Raw genomic sequence first — 16518 nt, 5'->3', positions numbered from 1 at the left:
ACACAGACAAAGATCGGCAAGCCTGCTCAGGTCAGAACAGCAACATGGGTTCGGGATCGTTCATTGGCTCGGCCTTGGTGCTGCTTTCGCCACGGGAAGTCTCCTGCCCCCGTAATACATGCTCGACGATGGATTCTGGCTCCTGAGCGGAAAGCGTCTGGAGGCAAGCGAGCAATGGCTCCACCCTGACCTCGGTTATCTGCGCCCATACCCGCACCTTGTCGCCCAGATGCGCCAGTTGCGAAACTCCTGCCGCCCTGGTTCGAACCACCGGCACGATGCGTCCCTCCAACTTGGTTTCCGCCGCGCCCTCCAGCAAGCGCTCAATTGCCCTACGGTCGACTTCATGACGGTCTTCATCGGCAACCGTCCAGCGCACGCGCACGAAGGCACCGGCGATGCCCTGTTGGGATACAGTAGTTCGGAGCGTGTCGAGGTCTGGCTTGCCGTCGAACACGATATCAATCGTTCGACGTGCGGGTGTCGGCTCCAGTGCAAAGCGTGCCTGATCAGCATCCACCTCCCACACCAGAAAACCCTTCTCACCATCCTCGCCGTAGTGAAAACGGCCGATGGAACCGGGATAGGCAATGCACTGCCGCCCGGCACCGCCCTCCTGTTGCCAGAATTGATGTCGATGGATATGCCCGAGCATGAAGGCCTGCGTCTCGGCGGCGAACAGCGCCCCGGTAGTGAATTCATGATCGAAACCCGCCATTGGCACGCCGTGCTCGCTCAGGCAGCCGAATACGGTACCGTGCGAGACGCCGATGGTGGGCAGGCCTTGCAACAGCGCCGCCCGATTGATCGGCACAAAACCACGCAACAAGATGGCCAGATGCTCGCCAACCGCCTGTGCCGCATCCGCCGCACCGACCGCTGCGGCAACCGCCGCCTTGTTCACCGTCGGCACGCAGGAGAACAAGGCACGGGCACCGGCCGGCAGTTGATCGAAGCACCAGGCCGTCGAAACAAGCCATTGCCCCTGGGCGGTGAGTGCCACTTGTTCAATACGCTCGGCCACATGCACCGGATAGCGGCCGCCCAGCAGCTTGAAAATAGCCAGGGTACCCGGCGGTTCGTGCGAAAACGTGCCCTGCAACATCAGCACCGGGCAATGGTCGGCCAGTCGCCGCACCTGGGCGAACAGTCGTTCGGCGGCCGGCGCGTGCAGGTCCAGCGCATGGTCGGTGGCATCACCTGACAGCACCGCTGCTTCTATCCCCAGAGCAATGGCCCGGTCGATGGCGGCGCCGAAGCAGCGATCCGCCTCCGTTCGATTTTTGGTGCCGTAGTGCAAATCGGAGAAATGCGCGATGCGGATCATGCCGTTCTCCCGCGCGACACCAACTGCATTTCGCTCTCGATCTTGTCACGGTAGCCCTGCGGGTCATTGCCGTAGCGCGCCAGTTCATTCCAGGCCTGGGCACGGCCATGTGGATTGATTTTCCAGCCCGGTCCCCAGCGCCGGTCGGCGTAGGCCCGGTACTGCTCAGGCAGGATGTCATAAGCCAGCACCCGCACCATCAGTTCCTCGAAACTGGGATGCCCGTTCTGGAGCAACGGCTCGTCGACAGACGAGACATCGACCATTGAGAATGACCGGACTTCGCCCGCAGCAGATTGCACTGATTCGGCAAAGGCCTCGCCCGTACTGCCTTGCAGCACCTGCGTCGCCAGTTGCGCCTGCAGCAGTGCCGTCTCGGTGTCCTCGTTGTCGCGCAGTAAGGCGGTGACATCCACCGGCGCCTCGAGATCGATGATCCACTGCGGTACTCTTACTGCCCTGCCCTGTTCATCGATATGAGCCACCTCCATGAGTCTCTTGGTCAGGTAAAAAGGCGTGCGCTGCCGATCCAGGAAACCGGAGATGCGCCCGCCACGCAGGAAGCCGACGGTCTCGAACTTCTGGATCGCCGCATTCATCGCGTAAAAACTGTTGGTATGCAGTTCAAAAGCACTGATCGAGCGGATGCCGGGTATGAAAAACAGAAAGCGCCCGGTCAGGTTGCACTGTCGCGCTTGGTATTCGCGGCAGGCCTCCGGTTCGCACAGGCCATTGTTCTCCTCGCGGACCATCGTCTTGCGCCCCCCGAAAAGGCGAATCGTGCGCCGCCCCGTATCGTCCACCGGCACCGGCGCATGACACATGCAATGGCGCACCCGACCATCGGTTGAGTATTGCGACCAGTAGTGCTTGTCGTGCATTCCCCAGGCCGCCAGTTCGTGCGGCATCACGGTCTGCCAGTAGTCGGAAGGAAATACCACGGGAAAGCGGTACAGGTGCCGCCCCTCACCCCGGTCTTCGCTGTAGGCCGCCAGAATTTGCGCGGCGATTTCGGGATTGGGAAAGTCCTGGCCCCGCACGGTGAACCATGGCACGTTGCGCGGTATCAGTGGCGTCTTGAGGGCGGGCAGCACCTCGGCGATAGCGCGCTCGATCTGTTCGAAGGACTGGCCAGCAGCTACGCCCTGATCGTAGATCGCCTTGGCCTTGGGCTGCTCGGCGGCTTTCTTCGTCAGCACCTTGATACCGGCGCGGATTTTGCCGCCAGTCGGAATGCGGGCGGGGCTTTGCCCGAGCAGGGTTGGTGTGATGCCGGCACCCTGTACGGCAATCACTGGATGTGGGTTGAGATGGGCCATGACGGCGCTCCTTCATGAAGGTCGGGATATTTCGACAATTCATGCTCTCGCGACTGCCCTCCGTTTCAACCCCTACGGAAACACTCCCGGCAAAAGCATTCCCTTGGCCGACGGTCATCTCAGTCTTAAAATATCGCCATGACCCGCTCCGAACTCATCGCCCAACTCGCCGAACGCTTTCCTCAACTGGTACAGAAGGATGCTGAAATGGCGGTAACGGAGATTCTCGGAGCCATCCATGCGGCGCTGATTCACGGTGATCGGGTTGAGATTCGCGGGTTCGGCGTTTTCTACCTGAACCACCGCACGCCCCGCCAGGCACGCAACCCAAAAACCGGTGAGTCAGTAGCGGTACCGGCAAAATGGGTTCCCGCCTTCAAGGCCGGGAAGGAATTGCGTGAACGCGTGATGGCGACAACTTCTTCTCAACGCTTGCTGATCGATCTGCCCGTCTATGGCGCAATTACCGGCACTCGTCAGCGTGAATCTGAAATGCTTTTCAAGGATGGCATCGCCTGATCTGTCGACCATACCCAGGCGATCTCTCCCGCCCTCGCAATCGCTTTCTCTTTCGCCGCCCGCTCCTTGGGATTCATGAATCGGCTCAGCACATGCAGTGGCACGGGTGACGGGCCGGCATCCAGCAGTAGCGCGTTCGGAAATGGTGAGGCACTGTGCGCATCGTAGCGTAGCGGCTTGACGAAGCGGCGCTGCTGAGCGACCAAGGCATCGACAAGGGGAAGTTCATGCACACCCTCGATCGGTATCCACTGCTCGCTGGTCAGCATCAGGCTCACTGAATCAATCTCGTAGGTGTATTCACGGCGGGCACAGATCAGTGCAGCGATGACCAGCCTCACCGAGTGGCCGATGTCGGCATCGCGTGCCTCGAACAGCGGTGCGAAGACCCGTTCTATGCGTTCCCAAGCGCGGCCGGCGATCAGCAAGGGCGCATCCGGCATGTGACGAATCCAAACCCGGTGCCCCTGGGCCGTTGCCTCGCTGATCTTGTATTCGCCGATGACGATGGCTAGCGGCGTCTGGCCGTCGCGCGGGCGTAACACCGCCAGTTTCTCGCGTCGGCGCTGGGCAGCTTCGACCTTGCTGTTTTCACTGAAAGGTTCGGGGATATACAAGCGCTCGGCCAGCGGCACGCCCTTGACCGTGATTTCCTCGGCCGCCTCCAGCAGATATTTACGCAGCACTCCCTGGTTGCGCTTGCCGGCCATGGCCGGGCTCCAGCGGTTGAAGCCGCTGCGCTCGAACAGAAAGTGCATCAAGGCACGTAGCGACATGCGCCGCCGTGGCACACCGACCTCTGCCACGTCCTGCGCTTCGCCGCGCGGCACACTTTGCCCGATCACCCGCGTCCACGGAAAATCGACGCGGAGTTCGACCCGCCCCGGCTCGGACTCAAGCACCGCTTCGCCCACCAGTTCGCCCAAGCCCGATTGCTGGCTTTCCGGCTCATAAGACGGGCAACCGGGATGGTGGGCACTGCCGCTGTCTGGCATACGCTTGACCAAAAACTGGCGGTGCCTCGCTACATACATTTCCACGCCACCCGGCATGCACAGGCAGCGTGGCCGTTCGAGGGTGTCATGAACCTGGGCCAAAGCCTCCTGTAACTGCGGATCATCAGCGCCAATTACGCGGCCTTTGATGGCAAAGCGCTGGGGGTCCATAGTGGCAGCGCCAGACTTAAACCAGTTCGTCGAGCAGTTCAGCCAGTGTCGGCTTCGGCCGGGGTAGCAGTTCCCGCACCGCGCTGCGCTCGCCGATACCTAGGATGGCACCGACCTGATCCTCGTCGGCACCGCGCTCATACATCCGCGACATCACCGTCAGACGTGCCGACTGGGCGCTCAGGCCCTTGAGTTCGGCGTAGCGGAACAACTTGCGGTAAATCTCCAGCAGAGCCCGGCATACAAAGCGATTCTGCCCTGGCTCGCCATTGTTTGAAGCGATTCGGTAGGGCTCGCCACAAGGCGACAGAAACAAGCGGCTGTCCGCACGTAATCCACGGTAGCAGTCTGGTGCCCCGACGCCGTGCCCGCACTCGCAGCGCTCCCGGAAATAGGCCGTCAGCGCATCATCGAGCCGGCAACTACTGAAATAGAGCGGCCTCAATTTTCCGTTGATCGCCGCCTCGGCACGTAATTCCGATTCACGGCAGACACTGCCATCGGCATGCAGGTAGTCGCGCACCTCAAGCCGGGCGATTTCGAGAGGGCGCAGGCCGGTGGCAAACAGCATGTAGTAGAGGGCAAGGTCGTGCCAGGTGCGACTGGTGCGGCCCTTGATGCGCACCGCGCCCTGGGCCACCTCCGCTGCCGACAATACGCGCGCCGGGCGGGTGCCGAGCGGCGGCAGCGGCACGAATCCGGCCAGCGCGACCAGGATGGCCTCGCGATGCAGGCGCAGCCGCCGCACAAATGCAGCGCCCTCTTCCTTGAGACCGTCCACACCCACAACCTGGGTGAGTTGGACGGCGACTGACTTGATGCGCCGCTCAACTGCCGTACGCGAGATACCGAAGCGCACGGCTACCGTCTCGTAGGTATCGCCGCCGATGACTGCACGCAGCATCTCAACCGATTGCAATGCGTTTTCGTGGTGCTTGCTGACCTCCTGGCTGTCTTGCATGACCTGCATCTCCCATCATATGTCGACCGACATCTTTCCGAATACTCAAGCGTCGACGCACCCATCGCCAGGCGAAATCGCCGGGAAAGGTGCGGGATTTCGTCATCAGATCAAGAGCGCCATACTCGGTAGAGCCCCTCTGATCGAAGACGGTATGCACGCATTGCGCAGTGGATCGGTAGCGGCCCGGTTGCAGCGCAAACGACGCCGCTACGAGCCAATCTCCCATACTTGATTCGGAAATCAGACCGGTGCCCCTTGCTGCCCGATCCAGCGGCGGATATCTTCGGCGCGCCAGACGGTCACGCGCTCCGAGAGCTTGACCGGGTCCGGAAAAGTGCGCGCCTGTATGCGCCGCCAGAGGGTCGATTTGGAAATAGGAACGAAAGCCAGGACCTGCCGCTGACGCAGGAACCCGGTATCGGGGAGCGTCAGGATCGCAGTCGGCATGACTGGTGTAGTAGAAAGAGGGTTGGAAGTCGCCGCCGTTGCGGAGACCCTGGAACGGATTTTTGGCACGATCGAACCTCGTTGCAGCTGACGCTGTTAAAGGAAATGACCTGCTCTGTAGTGGCCGCGCTAGGTCAGGATGGCGCGAGCCGATAGGGAACGCTGAACTCGACGGCATGCTGCGGGCGCCCCGGTCGCACAGCATGGAAAGATGAGCAAAAAATTGAATTTCGCCACTTGATGGCCAAGGGCGTACGGGTCCGGAAAAAATAGCTGATCCGGCACTGCACCGCGCTGCACATGCGGCAGCGGATCGTCGAACAACAGGCAGGTATCGACTGCGACGCCGCCGCGAAAGCGGTAAAGGTGCCCGTTGCACCGGGTCGGGCTGACGGAGAACCTGGCTACAAAATATGGGTGCTCGTTGGCAGATGCAAGAAGCTCCAGAACCCGCCCGCCTCAAGAGTCCGGGCCGGCCAGCGATTGGAGATGGCACAGGTAGAGAACCCATTTTGGCTCGCCGAGATCAAGCTTGCGGCTGGAAAACCGGATCGCGGGCAAATCTGGCCAGGATCAAGCTTGCCTTGGTGAAAAGGGCCATGATTTGTGCTGGCGGCATCTCACAGTATCCCTTGAGGTGCCTCTGGAAGCTTCCTGAGAGGTGTTTGAATGGCCTCACGCACGCCATTGAGTTCCCTGTATTCCTCCCGTCGGCAGGAATATCTGCTACTTTGAGCGTTTACCCAAGTGTTCACAACAATTCCGCACTACCGACATAACGAATGCCCGATCATCGGGTCCAAGTTCGGAAATCCATGCGCCAAAGGTCGCAGCTTCGCTGGCCTCGACGGGTCCTTCTTTCGACAACAAGTCGCCAGCAGAACAGCGCAGCGCAACCGCAAGCCTGTCTAGCGTAGGCAGCGATGGCAGATGTGCTCCGCGCTCAATGCGTGATACGGTTTCGACATCCACGCCGACCCGCTCCGCAACTGTTTCCTGTGTCCATCCCAACTGTTTGCGCCGCTTGCATAGGTTGCCCCCAAGGTGCTTCGCCAGAGCAGCGGAGTCTTTCTTCTTTACCGCCATCATGTTGTCCTTTTAATCGACAAGAATGACGGTCTCCCAACGGTTGAAACAGGGTGTCTTATGTTGCTATATGAACCTACATACTTGTTGTTTTTGGCTCAGAGGAAATGGCAAAGGGGACGAGTAGCAGACATCGATGTCTAGTCGCCAACCGAAGGCGGGTCACTTTCCAAGACTTCGGATAATTGCGTGTCGAATATCATCACTGCCGCTTCGACCTCTCCATCACCTTCCGCTCTGGGTTCGTCCGCCCTATCTACCCCGGCAGTCTCTTGCCGGCCGTCCGCGCTTCGGCCTTCGCCATCACGCGCGCCCATGGTGTTCATTCGCCGCCGCAGCCCCATGGCGAAATTGCGCGCGCCATTGGCGATATCGCGCACTTGCCGTTTGAGGCTCGCACGTTGAATATCCACTGCCTGCGTGGTGATCACTTCGTGGATTTCCAAGGTCTGCAACAGAGGCATCAACTGGTCGAGTTTACCCAGCACCTCGAGAAAGCGGCGGCCGCTGGATGACAGCACATGAACTTCGACATCCAGCGGCACAGTGTCATAGGTCGCCGTGCTGGTGATGGCGTGGGCCTTGAAGAGCGCTTCGGCGCCATCGATGGCCTTGTTCAAACTCTCGCTCACCGTGTCCATCTGGGCGCGGATGCTGTCCTCGATCTTCGCCACGTCGTCATGGTCCAGCCGAGTACGAGCAATCACCGAGATGAAGTGGGTGTTGAGTTGCAGGGTATTGAACAGCCGCGCGAAGAAACGCTTGCCCTCGGCGCTAGTGAAACGCGTGGGCATTTTCAGGCTGGCGGCTTCAACGCGCCGAAAATCAGCCTTGGCCTCCTTGGCGAGGATGCGTGCGTTAACGCCACCCTCATCTATCTTGACGATCTGGATCTCCGACATGCCGTACTCCTCGAAATACCGCTTTCGCAGCAATCTTCCGCAGAGTGCAGTTCATTCGCCACCGGAAATGGCCGACGCTTGAGGGGCCTTTCGGCATCGGGGCCGATCGAGGTGGTTTTTCGGGATTGACCCTGGCTATGCGGGCCGCTACCTTTACGTCATGCAGTAGCTGGCCCTGCATTCAAACAAGGCAAGCCTTGGAGTAATCCGTTTGTTGCGCACCATTGAGTTTTGCCGGTGCGGCACTCGTCAGTCCTGCCGGTGGTGATTCCGCTACCGATCGCACCCATGCCATCGCGGAAAGTTTTCGAGGCAGGGGCGCGGCGTCTCTGTTCCCGTATCCCGGACGCCCTTCCCCCGAAAGCCTTCCTCGATCGGTCGCTGGCATACCGATCACGGCGGTTCGTACCGCCCGTTCAAGCCAGCCCAGGAGTTTCTTCTTCCCGTACCGCTTCTAGCGGCTCGGCCGTTCGTCACCCCACGGGGGCATCTGCCCCTGCCGTGGTGCGCATTGCCTCCATTTTTTCTGGAGCCAACGATGCTGAATCAGAGCTTATCCCCCAAAGCTTCCCAGCCCACGCCCGTGGGCCCCGTATTCCCGCCCATCTTTTCCTCTTGGCCGGCTATCTCATATCACCGCCCTGCGGCGATTCCTGATCGTGCCGCGCTGGAGCAGATGCTCGACGATGCGGACGCACCGATCGAATGGAGCGAGGAAGACATCGTCTTCCTGCATTGGCGCCTGCTTGAAGAAGTCAGCCACCTGGCTGATCCCGCGACGCCCCTTGAAGAGAAGTTCGACACGCTGCGCTGGGTGTTCAGCGAACACGAAAAGGACGGCCTGCCGTTCTCCTTCGTCAGTTGCCTGCGCGTGGTCGGTTGCAGCCCCCTGTCGCCCATCGCCTATTGCGGCTTGGTCGACGCCGAAGAAATCCGCGGCCACATCCGCCACAGCCTCAAAGCCTGGTTTAGCGCCTCGCTGGAGCGTTACCCCGACTGGGTACGCGATGCCGTCGTCCACAACCCCGCCTGGATAGAAGCACGACTTTCCAAGAACCCCCAGTGGATCAACGAACAGATCAAGCGGATGTCCGTGCAAGGCGATTTGTTCGCTTAATCCCGTCCAACTTTTCAGGCTTGCTGCCAACGTGCAAGCCCCCTATTCGAAGGAATCGTCATGAGCACTTTCAAGGATGTCCTTTGCCTGCTGGCGATCTTCGCCCTCTACGGCATCGCCGGACGTCTGGATTATGAAGACGCTGTCGGGCTGGAACAGATCCGCCAGGAACGGCTGCATGCCATTTGCCTGATGGACCCGCCGGCGGACCACGATGCCCTGGCACGGATCAACGACCAACGCCTCGATCCGGCGAGCAAGGAGATGGATGCCGGACTGTCTGCCGATGGCCTGCCCTGCTCCCCGTCCGTGCTTTAAGGAAAGCGTATGTATACCGCAATGCATCGCGCCGGACGCTCAACGGCCCTGCTGACCGTCCAGGCCCCCGAAGACATCGAGTTCCTCGTCAAGGAAAGCGAAGTCCTCACCGGACTGGCCGGTCGTACTTTTGTCATCGCCGGTGCTGACAGGCTGGCCTACCGAGTGTATTGGCACCCGATCGGCCTGAAGGTCGAGCGTCTCGACGTTGCCAGCCAGGTCCTGAGCACCCGCCACCTGCTGCCCATTGAATTCCTAAGGCACAGCCTGATGGAAGCCCTGGCTGTCGGCCAGTTGTTTACACCGCCCGTCCACCGTCTCGGCTGACTGGTCAACTTCCCCCTTGGCGGGCCAGTCCCGCCGGGACCGGTGCCGTCTGCATTCATGGAGAACATCATGCAGATACAGGTTCGAATCAACGAAGAAGGCGCCTTGCGCAACCAGCGCTATGCCTTCACCGACCGCTTCACGCTCATCTCTGAGTTGTTGCAAAATGCCCGCCGTGCCGGGGCGACGCACATCGAAGTCGACTACGATGCCGGTGCGCAGATCCTGGTGGTCCAGGATAATGGCGGAGGTCTCGACGATTTCCAGAAACTTCTGAGTTTTCACGAATCGGGCTGGGATGATGCCACCAGTGCCGAAGAGCGCCCTTTCGGGGTCGGTTTCTCGAAGTGCCTCTATGCCGCGACGCGCTGCATCGTCGCCTCGGGTCATCAGCGAGTCGATATCGACACTACGGCGGCACTGGCCAAGGCGGCCATCGACGTCGAGTCTTTGGCCGAGGCAGTGACCAGCACCCGGATAGAACTGCACGGGGTCGATCTGCCCGATTTGGGCAGCCGTATCGAGACCTTGTGCCTAGGTTTTCCGGTTGATGTGCTGTTCAACGGCCAGCCGCTGGCGCGGCCATTTGCCGCCGCGAACCTAGCAACGATGGCCAGCCCGATAGGCACGGTCCATCTCACCGGGACGCGGGACGGCAAGTTCAGCTACAACACATTTGTATTCTTGCAGGGTTTCTGTGTCATGAAGCCCAACTACGGCTCGTTCGACGAGGTCAATGTCGTGCACCTGGATTCGCGCCAATTCATGGCGCGCCTGCCGGATCGCGACAAACTGATCGACGAGGACGTCCAGAAAAAGCGCATTGATGCCGAGTTGGCCGCCTGCTGGCGGCAGACGCTGGAAGTCGCCAAGACCCAGCTTTCGCCCGAGCGCTTTGTCGCGATCTATTACACGGCAATGCGCGCCTGGGGACAATGGGATCTACTCAACGATCTCGATGTTCTACCGGTCGAATTGTTCGACGAAATCGTCGACTATCCAATCCAAGACGATGACCGCAGCTATGTCCGACAAGTTGCCGTAGCACCCACCCGGCAAGCCGTCGAGAGCGGCGAAGTGACGCTGGTTTCCCTCGACTGGTTGGGCAACGACAACGCGGCGCGCTGGATGCTCGCCCGGGCCAAAGGCCATCTGATCTTCGACTGGATCGGTCTGAGCTCCAATCATTGGGCATGGCGCTACGTGCGTTTTCTGGACCAGGAAACGGTGCGGGTCGAAGCGGTGTCCGAGCAGATCCGCGTCCAGTTGGAAGGACGCTGGGTATGGCCCACCGTAGTCCTTTGCGACTCAGTGATCCTGCGTAGCGCCAAGGATGTGGCTGAAATCACCGACGCGGGCGTCTGCCACGAGGATGTCATCTACATCCCGGCCGGCGAGACCTCCGGCGAAGCGGTGCGGCAGGCCTCATCCTTCATCGACGAGAACGACCAGTTCATGTCTTCGGACCTGGACGCCGACCGCGATGCGTTAGCCGACCTGATCCGTCGCCTGCGTTCGGTCGACCCCGTGCAAACGCTGGATTCCTTGTTGCTGGAACTTGGTCTGGGCAAATACCCATTGCTGCATGGCAAGACTTTCGAGGTCACCGTCGGCGTGGGCATCGCCCCCAGCTATTCGGTAGCCCTGATCGCCGAAGAAGGAGCATGCCATGCAGAATCGTGAGTACGAGGCCCGTATCGAAGCGGTCAAGCAGCGTGCCCATGGCCGGTGGACGGAGATACTGGCGAGCCTCGGTGTCGATGAACGCATCCTCAAGCGGCGCAATCTCCCCTGCCCCTTGTGCGGCGGCACGGATCGCTTCCAGTACACCGACAAGTTCGGCGAAGGAAACTATCACTGTCGCAGTTGCGGCCCAGGCGGCGGTTTCAAGTTGCTTCAGGCAGTACTGGGCATCGATTTCAACACGGCATTGCGTGATGTTGAGCGTTGCCTGGGGATGATGCCAGTGATGGTGCCAGTCCGGGCCAAAGAACCTTCCGCCGAGCGCATGCAGAAACTTGCGCAAAGGATCTGGAGCGAAGCGAAGCCAGTCACGGCAGGCGATGAAGTCGATCGCTACCTGACCAGCCGGGGCGTGGCGCTGCCGGTCTATCCGAAGGTGCTGCGCTTCCATCCGGCGCTGGGCTATTACCAGAAGGATGCCGACGGCAAGTCGCTCAAGGTCGCCGAGTATCCGGCCATGCTGGCCTGCATCCAGGGCGAGGATGACCATGCGGTCACACTGCACCGAACCTACCTCCGGGATGGCGCCAAGTTGGCCGTGCCAGATGCGAAAAAGGTGCTGTCTTCCGGCATCAACGGGGCCGCGGTTCGTCTCTTCGAGGCGACTGAAGACCTTGGAATCAGCGAAGGCATAGAGAAGAGCATCGCACTCTATCTCGCGACGGGACGGCCGTTCTGGGCCAGTTTGAACGCCGGCAATCTGGAGAAACTGTGGATTCCCGACTCGGTTCGCCGGGTCTGGATCTACGCCGACAACGATGCCGACGGCGACTTCGCCGGCCAGGCCGGCGCCTTCATACTGGCCCGGCGCCTGAAGCGCGAAACACATCGCACGGGCAAGCGCGACGTGCAAGTGTTCGTGCCCAAGGACGCTGGCGTGGACTGGAGCGATCTGTGGCTACGCCGCGTGCAGGCCTTGTCCGCACAGGCAGCTTGAGCAACCAGGGTGTGCGCCACCGCAAGGCGCGCGCACCCACCTTTTCAGCGGCACTGCCGCGCCATTCGGTGCCGGCGAAAAGGTCATTTGCCCGACTGGTAGTTGTCACACCAGGCGATACCCCACGGTATCGCGAAGACAGCCCTGGAGTTCCGGCGCGATTCACCTCGTGCCCTATTTGGACCGGCATTCGCCGATCCGTCACCGACCCTGGCGGGGATGTGCATCCCCGCGAGCGGGGGATGCCGTCTCCGCTTTTCTTTTCCAACAAGGAGATTGCTATGAAAAACGGACGTTCTCTCGTCAGCCTGGCCCAGGAACTGGAGCGCCAACTGCATTCGAAGAAGGACCTGATCGTGCCCTCGGCACTGGTACACCATGCCACCGATGAGCAGGGCGAGACCCACTTGGTTATCGAGGAAAGTGGCAACCCTGTGCAATACGGCGTCACACCTCTAGCGCGCCGCCAACTGGCGGACAAGTTGAAGATCCCGTATGCCTATTTCGAGCGTATGCGCGAAGATCAACCCACACTGCTTGATCGCAATGTAAACACCTGGCTGCAAAGCGAGGAAGACCGGCGCATGCTGCGCACTCTGGATGGCCAGGTGCGTGCCGTGCTGTCGGATCGCTACCGCCGCTTGGACAACTTCGACCTGGCTGAGAGCGTGCTGCCCATCCTGCAGCAGTTGCCAGAAGTGCGCTTCGAGTCGGTCGAACTGACCGAAACCAAGATGTATCTAAAGTGCATCACGCCGCGCCTGAAATACGAGATGGCACCCGGCGACGTAGTTCAGGCAGGCGTCGTGATCTCGAACTCGGAGGTTGGCCAGGGCACGCTGTCGGTGCAGCCGCTGCTGTTCCGGCTGGTGTGCAGCAATGGCCTGATCGTGCCTGATCGCTCGTTGCGCAAGACGCACGTCGGTCGCGCGCTCGGTGGCGAGGATGAACGCATCCAGGTCTACCAGGACGACACCCTGCGTGCCGACGACAAGGCCTTTTTCCTGAAGGTACGTGACGTGGTGCAGGCGGCAGTGTCGGATGCGACCTTCCGCCAGACAGCGCAGAAGTTGCAAAAGACGCTCAATATTCCGCTGGTGGGCGACCCCGTGAAGACGATCGAGGTACTGGCCCAGCGCTATGTCCTCAACGAAGGCGAACGGGCCGGCGTACTACGCCATCTGATCGCCGAGGGCGAGTTGTCGGGGTACGGTTTGGTCAATGCGGTGACGCATTACAGTCAGGAGGTCGAAGACTATGACCGCGCAACGGAGTTCGAAGCCTTGGGCGGTCGGCTAATCGACTTGTCGGCCCATGAGTGGAAAGGACTCGCCGAAGCGGCCTGATTAAGAATCGTTTTGAAGACCGGCCGGGACATTTGTCCCGGTTCGGCATTCAACCGCTCAAATGCACCGAGCACCCAGCTTTTTGTATTGCTTCGGCATCACGCGACAGTCCATCATGCACCACGCCACTCACCAAGCGACAGTATCAATCAGCCCTTGAGTATGGCAAGAACGTCACCCCATCAAGCTTTTCCGAAAATGCTATTGCCATTACCAGCCCATTCTAAATAGACTGCCCCTTGCCTTGACCAGGCTGGCGCGCCGGATCGCTTACGAAGGTTTCCGTCTCCAATGCCTGATGCCCCCAACAGGGCCAACCGGAGAACAAGACCATGAGTCATGTGACGCTTAGCGATGTCGAATGGATCAACCTGAATGCGCTTGCCGTCATTCGCGCTGGTCTACAACATGATCGGGCTTCAACCTGTTGCAAATTTGCCCTCGACACAAAACTGGCTGACCACCTCAATGACTTGAGCCTCGATGAACTGTGGTCCCTGGTACTCCATGTCGGCGATACGACCCTGTTCCCACCGCGTGCAGATCTGCTTACGCTGCTAAGTACGCCGCGAGCCCTGGCAGGCCCCATGGCCATTATTCACCCGCCCGTTCCAATGGAAAATCGGCGCTAGGAAAACCGGACATGTCGACCCGAGGCGACCGGCACTTGCACGCAATGCAACAGGCAAAGGAACTGGCTGCACTCGGCGCCCGCTTGAAGACGATTCACGTCATGACCGGCATGCCACCGCGCCAGATACAAAGTCTTTTCTTCCCCGACGCACACACTATTCCCCGCGGCCGAGCCCCGGACTCGGCCGAGTGGTACCACGGCGCCAATCTCATTTTGCGCACCGATGCCTGCCTCATTGGCGCCAAGTTCCACCAATTGCGCAGCCATGGACTTACTGCCGTGGAAGCCTTGATCCTGGCGTATCGCACCTATCAGTCGGTCACCCAGCCGCCTTACCGGATTAGCCTGGACCGGGCTTTCAACCTTATCTCCTACATCGACGGCATCTGGCTGGCCAGCGCACCAACGCTGACCGTCCTGACTTGTCCGGGCTGCGGCTGCGAGTTCATCGCGGCAGTCGGCACCATCATCCACCCCGGCGAACCCTGCCCCTTCTGTAAACTGCTTGAGCGCTTTCACGTCGACCACCGCATCCAGGCATCTTATCCGCGCCGCCCTCTCATCGACATGACCGCGCGCCAACTGGGCATGCTCGCCCTCTTCCACAAGCTAAGTCCCGGAGCCGAAGGCGATAACCCCGCTGAATAAGCGCTGTTTCGCCGCGACAGGAAAAGTTGTTGGTCGAAGAATGAGGCACTTGACCTCCCGTCCGACATCGCTGTGCAGCCATGGCCGTAACACCAATTCCCGTCAGTTGCTACCCCGCCTCCGACCCGGGCTTTGCCGCTCTCTCAGTTGATGAACTACTGGCCAGCGAAGCTGACCTGATCGCGCGCATCAAGCTATGCTACGGCACCGATCGGGAGAGCTTCGAGCGTGACGTATTGACGTTGATCCGACGCTATGCCGCCTGCGTGCATCTGCTGCCGGCCACCGCCGACAATTACTTCAGCAAACCTGGCGGGCTGCTGCGACTCGGCCTCGAGACCGCCTTCTTCAGTCTACAAGGCACCGACGCACACATCTTTTCCGGACGCATGAGCATATCGGCGCGTCGGCAATTGGAACCGCGCTGGCGCCATGCGACATTCATTGCTGGCCTGTGCTGTGAGTTGCATCGTTTGCTGAGCCATGTCATCGTCACTGATACCGTCGGTGAAGTCTGGCCAGCCTTCCTTCAACCACTTGCAAAATGGTTGCTGACCCGTGGCGCAGAGCGCTACTTTCTGCGCTGGCGACCTCAGGCCGTTGAGGCGCGTGGGCTAGGCCTGTTTGCGTTGCCCCATGTGGTGTCCCCTGCGTTAATGGCCGATCTCTCCGAAGGCAATACGGTGATCGTGCCGCACTTGCTGGCCAGCATCAGCGGCATTCCGATCTATCGCGAGCACAACATCGTGGATGAACTGGTGCGCCGCTCGCTGGCTCTGGTCATTGACCGCAACCTTGCTGCCAGTGCCGACCGCTACGGCTCGCCGCAGTATGGTTCGCACCTGGAGCGCTATCTGGTCGATGCCCTGCGGCGGCTCACCAGCGACAACTCGGCCTGGGTGGCCAACCGCGAGAAGTCGCGCCTGTGGTTCGGGCAGGACGGTCTGTTCCTGGTCTGGCCTGGCGCCGCCGAGGATGTCCACCAACTACTCGAAGTCGACCAACTGGCCGGCATCCCCAAGGCGCCCGAGACGATGCTGGAACTACTGCTGGCCGCTGGCGTGTTCGAAGCGGCAGCAGCGGGCCGCTCGACTTGGTCCATCCAGCCGCCCGGCGCCAAGGCCTCGCTGGAAGCTGTCAAGGTCTCGGCCCCGGCCATTCTCCTCGCCGGAATCGATCCGCCACCCGTCGCCCTGCCCCAGGCACTGGAATTCAAGCCGGCGCAGGCGTCTGCGCCACCGCTGGCACCGCCGAAGAGCGGCACCCAGTTGTCGCTTATTCCGCCGCCCGCCGACAGTGACGTCCGCGTGGCGCCGGTCGAGGAAACACCCGGATCACCATCGCCGGAACCGGCGACGATACCGCCGTCGGCGACATTCGCATTGCAATCCCCGATGCGTCTGAACCCGGTCGTGCGCGACGCCTTGGCCGAGGCCATTCGCACGCTCAACGATGGCATGGGTCCGCCCACCGTGAGCACCTTCGCCCAGGGGGTGTTCGTACCGCTGGAGGAATTCGGGCGGCGCGGCATCCAGCCATCCCTTGCCATGCGTGCCCTCACCGAGGCGAACATGCTGGTGAAACCCAACCGCAACGGCCCGCCGACGCTCTCGCGTGAATTCAACGGCAACCCCACCGTCGGCATCGTGCTCGATCCGCGGTGCGTAAGCGGACTCGATCTGGCGGGCTTTGCCACACCACCGGCGGAGGGAAACTGA

The 16518-nt window shown here is 60.8% G+C and carries 16 protein-coding genes and 1 pseudogene; 10 read left to right on the top strand and 7 right to left on the bottom strand.

The window, feature by feature from the left end; translation table 11 throughout:
* Positions 1 to 31: 31 nt before the first annotated feature.
* On the bottom strand, positions 32 to 1327 hold the full coding sequence (locus tag AC07TV_RS21155; RefSeq protein ID WP_494650352.1) for a metallophosphoesterase family protein: 1296 nt from the start codon (positions 1325 to 1327) through the stop codon (positions 32 to 34).
* A complete protein-coding gene (locus AC07TV_RS21150; protein ID WP_494650351.1) occupies positions 1324 to 2646 on the bottom strand; it encodes a recombination directionality factor in 1323 nt (440 codons plus the stop codon). Before AC07TV_RS21150 ends, AC07TV_RS21155 begins: the two co-directional genes overlap by 4 nt.
* Before the next feature lie 138 nt (positions 2647 to 2784).
* Here AC07TV_RS21150 and AC07TV_RS21145 point away from each other — a divergent pair.
* A pseudogene (locus AC07TV_RS21145) lies at positions 2785 to 3054 on the top strand (integration host factor subunit beta); the annotation flags it as partial.
* A 68-nt stretch (positions 3055 to 3122) separates the two neighbouring features.
* On the opposite strand, the gene AC07TV_RS21140 reads toward AC07TV_RS21145, so the two are convergent.
* From AC07TV_RS21140 to AC07TV_RS21120, 5 genes are all read right to left on the bottom strand, one after another.
* On the bottom strand, positions 3123 to 4331 hold the full coding sequence (locus AC07TV_RS21140) for a DUF1173 domain-containing protein (protein ID WP_494650350.1): 1209 nt from the start codon (positions 4329 to 4331) through the stop codon (positions 3123 to 3125).
* A 16-nt stretch (positions 4332 to 4347) separates the two neighbouring features.
* Positions 4348 to 5292, bottom strand: a complete 945-nt coding sequence (locus tag AC07TV_RS21135; RefSeq protein WP_494650349.1) for a site-specific integrase — start codon at positions 5290 to 5292, stop codon at positions 4348 to 4350.
* Between the two features lie 243 nt (positions 5293 to 5535).
* The gene (locus tag AC07TV_RS21130; protein WP_494650348.1) at positions 5536 to 5742 is read right to left on the bottom strand and encodes a helix-turn-helix transcriptional regulator; all 207 of its coding nucleotides are present in this window, start codon (positions 5740 to 5742) and stop codon (positions 5536 to 5538) included.
* A gap of 726 nt (positions 5743 to 6468) precedes the next feature.
* The gene (locus tag AC07TV_RS21125) at positions 6469 to 6831 is read right to left on the bottom strand and encodes a helix-turn-helix domain-containing protein (RefSeq protein ID WP_494650347.1); all 363 of its coding nucleotides are present in this window, start codon (positions 6829 to 6831) and stop codon (positions 6469 to 6471) included.
* Between the two features lie 137 nt (positions 6832 to 6968).
* Complete coding sequence (locus tag AC07TV_RS21120; protein WP_494650346.1) at positions 6969 to 7730, bottom strand: DUF1845 domain-containing protein; 762 nt, start codon at positions 7728 to 7730, stop codon at positions 6969 to 6971.
* Positions 7731 to 8406: 676 nt separating this feature from the next.
* On the opposite strand from AC07TV_RS21120, the gene AC07TV_RS21115 reads away from it, so the two are divergent.
* The 9 genes from AC07TV_RS21115 (at position 8407) to mobH (ending at position 16518) form a co-directional block, all read left to right on the top strand.
* Positions 8407 to 8847: a hypothetical protein gene (locus AC07TV_RS21115; RefSeq protein ID WP_494650345.1), complete on the top strand. Its 441-nt coding sequence runs from the start codon at positions 8407 to 8409 to the stop codon at positions 8845 to 8847.
* 60 nt (positions 8848 to 8907) lie between these two features.
* Positions 8908 to 9165, top strand: a complete 258-nt coding sequence (locus AC07TV_RS21110; RefSeq protein WP_494650344.1) for a hypothetical protein — start codon at positions 8908 to 8910, stop codon at positions 9163 to 9165.
* Between the two features lie 9 nt (positions 9166 to 9174).
* On the top strand, positions 9175 to 9492 hold the full coding sequence (locus AC07TV_RS21105; protein WP_494650343.1) for a hypothetical protein: 318 nt from the start codon (positions 9175 to 9177) through the stop codon (positions 9490 to 9492).
* 69 nt (positions 9493 to 9561) lie between these two features.
* The gene (locus tag AC07TV_RS21100; protein ID WP_494650342.1) at positions 9562 to 11175 is read left to right on the top strand and encodes an ATP-binding protein; all 1614 of its coding nucleotides are present in this window, start codon (positions 9562 to 9564) and stop codon (positions 11173 to 11175) included.
* Entirely contained in the window at positions 11162 to 12172 is a 1011-nt protein-coding gene (locus AC07TV_RS21095) for a DUF7146 domain-containing protein (RefSeq protein WP_494650341.1), read from the top strand. Before AC07TV_RS21100 ends, AC07TV_RS21095 begins: the two co-directional genes overlap by 14 nt.
* A 281-nt stretch (positions 12173 to 12453) precedes the next feature.
* Positions 12454 to 13518, top strand: a complete 1065-nt coding sequence (locus AC07TV_RS21090) for a DUF932 domain-containing protein (RefSeq protein ID WP_494650340.1) — start codon at positions 12454 to 12456, stop codon at positions 13516 to 13518.
* Positions 13519 to 13850: 332 nt separating this feature from the next.
* A complete protein-coding gene (locus AC07TV_RS21085) occupies positions 13851 to 14150 on the top strand; it encodes a hypothetical protein (protein WP_494650339.1) in 300 nt (99 codons plus the stop codon).
* An 11-nt stretch (positions 14151 to 14161) separates the two neighbouring features.
* Positions 14162 to 14800 (top strand): FlhC family transcriptional regulator, encoded by a 639-nt coding sequence (locus tag AC07TV_RS21080; protein ID WP_494650338.1) that lies wholly within the window; start codon positions 14162 to 14164, stop codon positions 14798 to 14800.
* Positions 14801 to 14880: 80 nt separating this feature from the next.
* Positions 14881 to 16518 (top strand): MobH family relaxase, encoded by a 1638-nt coding sequence (mobH, locus tag AC07TV_RS21075; RefSeq protein ID WP_494650337.1) that lies wholly within the window; start codon positions 14881 to 14883, stop codon positions 16516 to 16518.

This window comes from Azonexus sp. GW821-FHT04F04 (assembly GCF_059420025.1).
The sequence above is the reverse complement of the archived record's forward strand: the minus strand, read 5'-3'. Positions and strand labels throughout refer to the sequence as shown.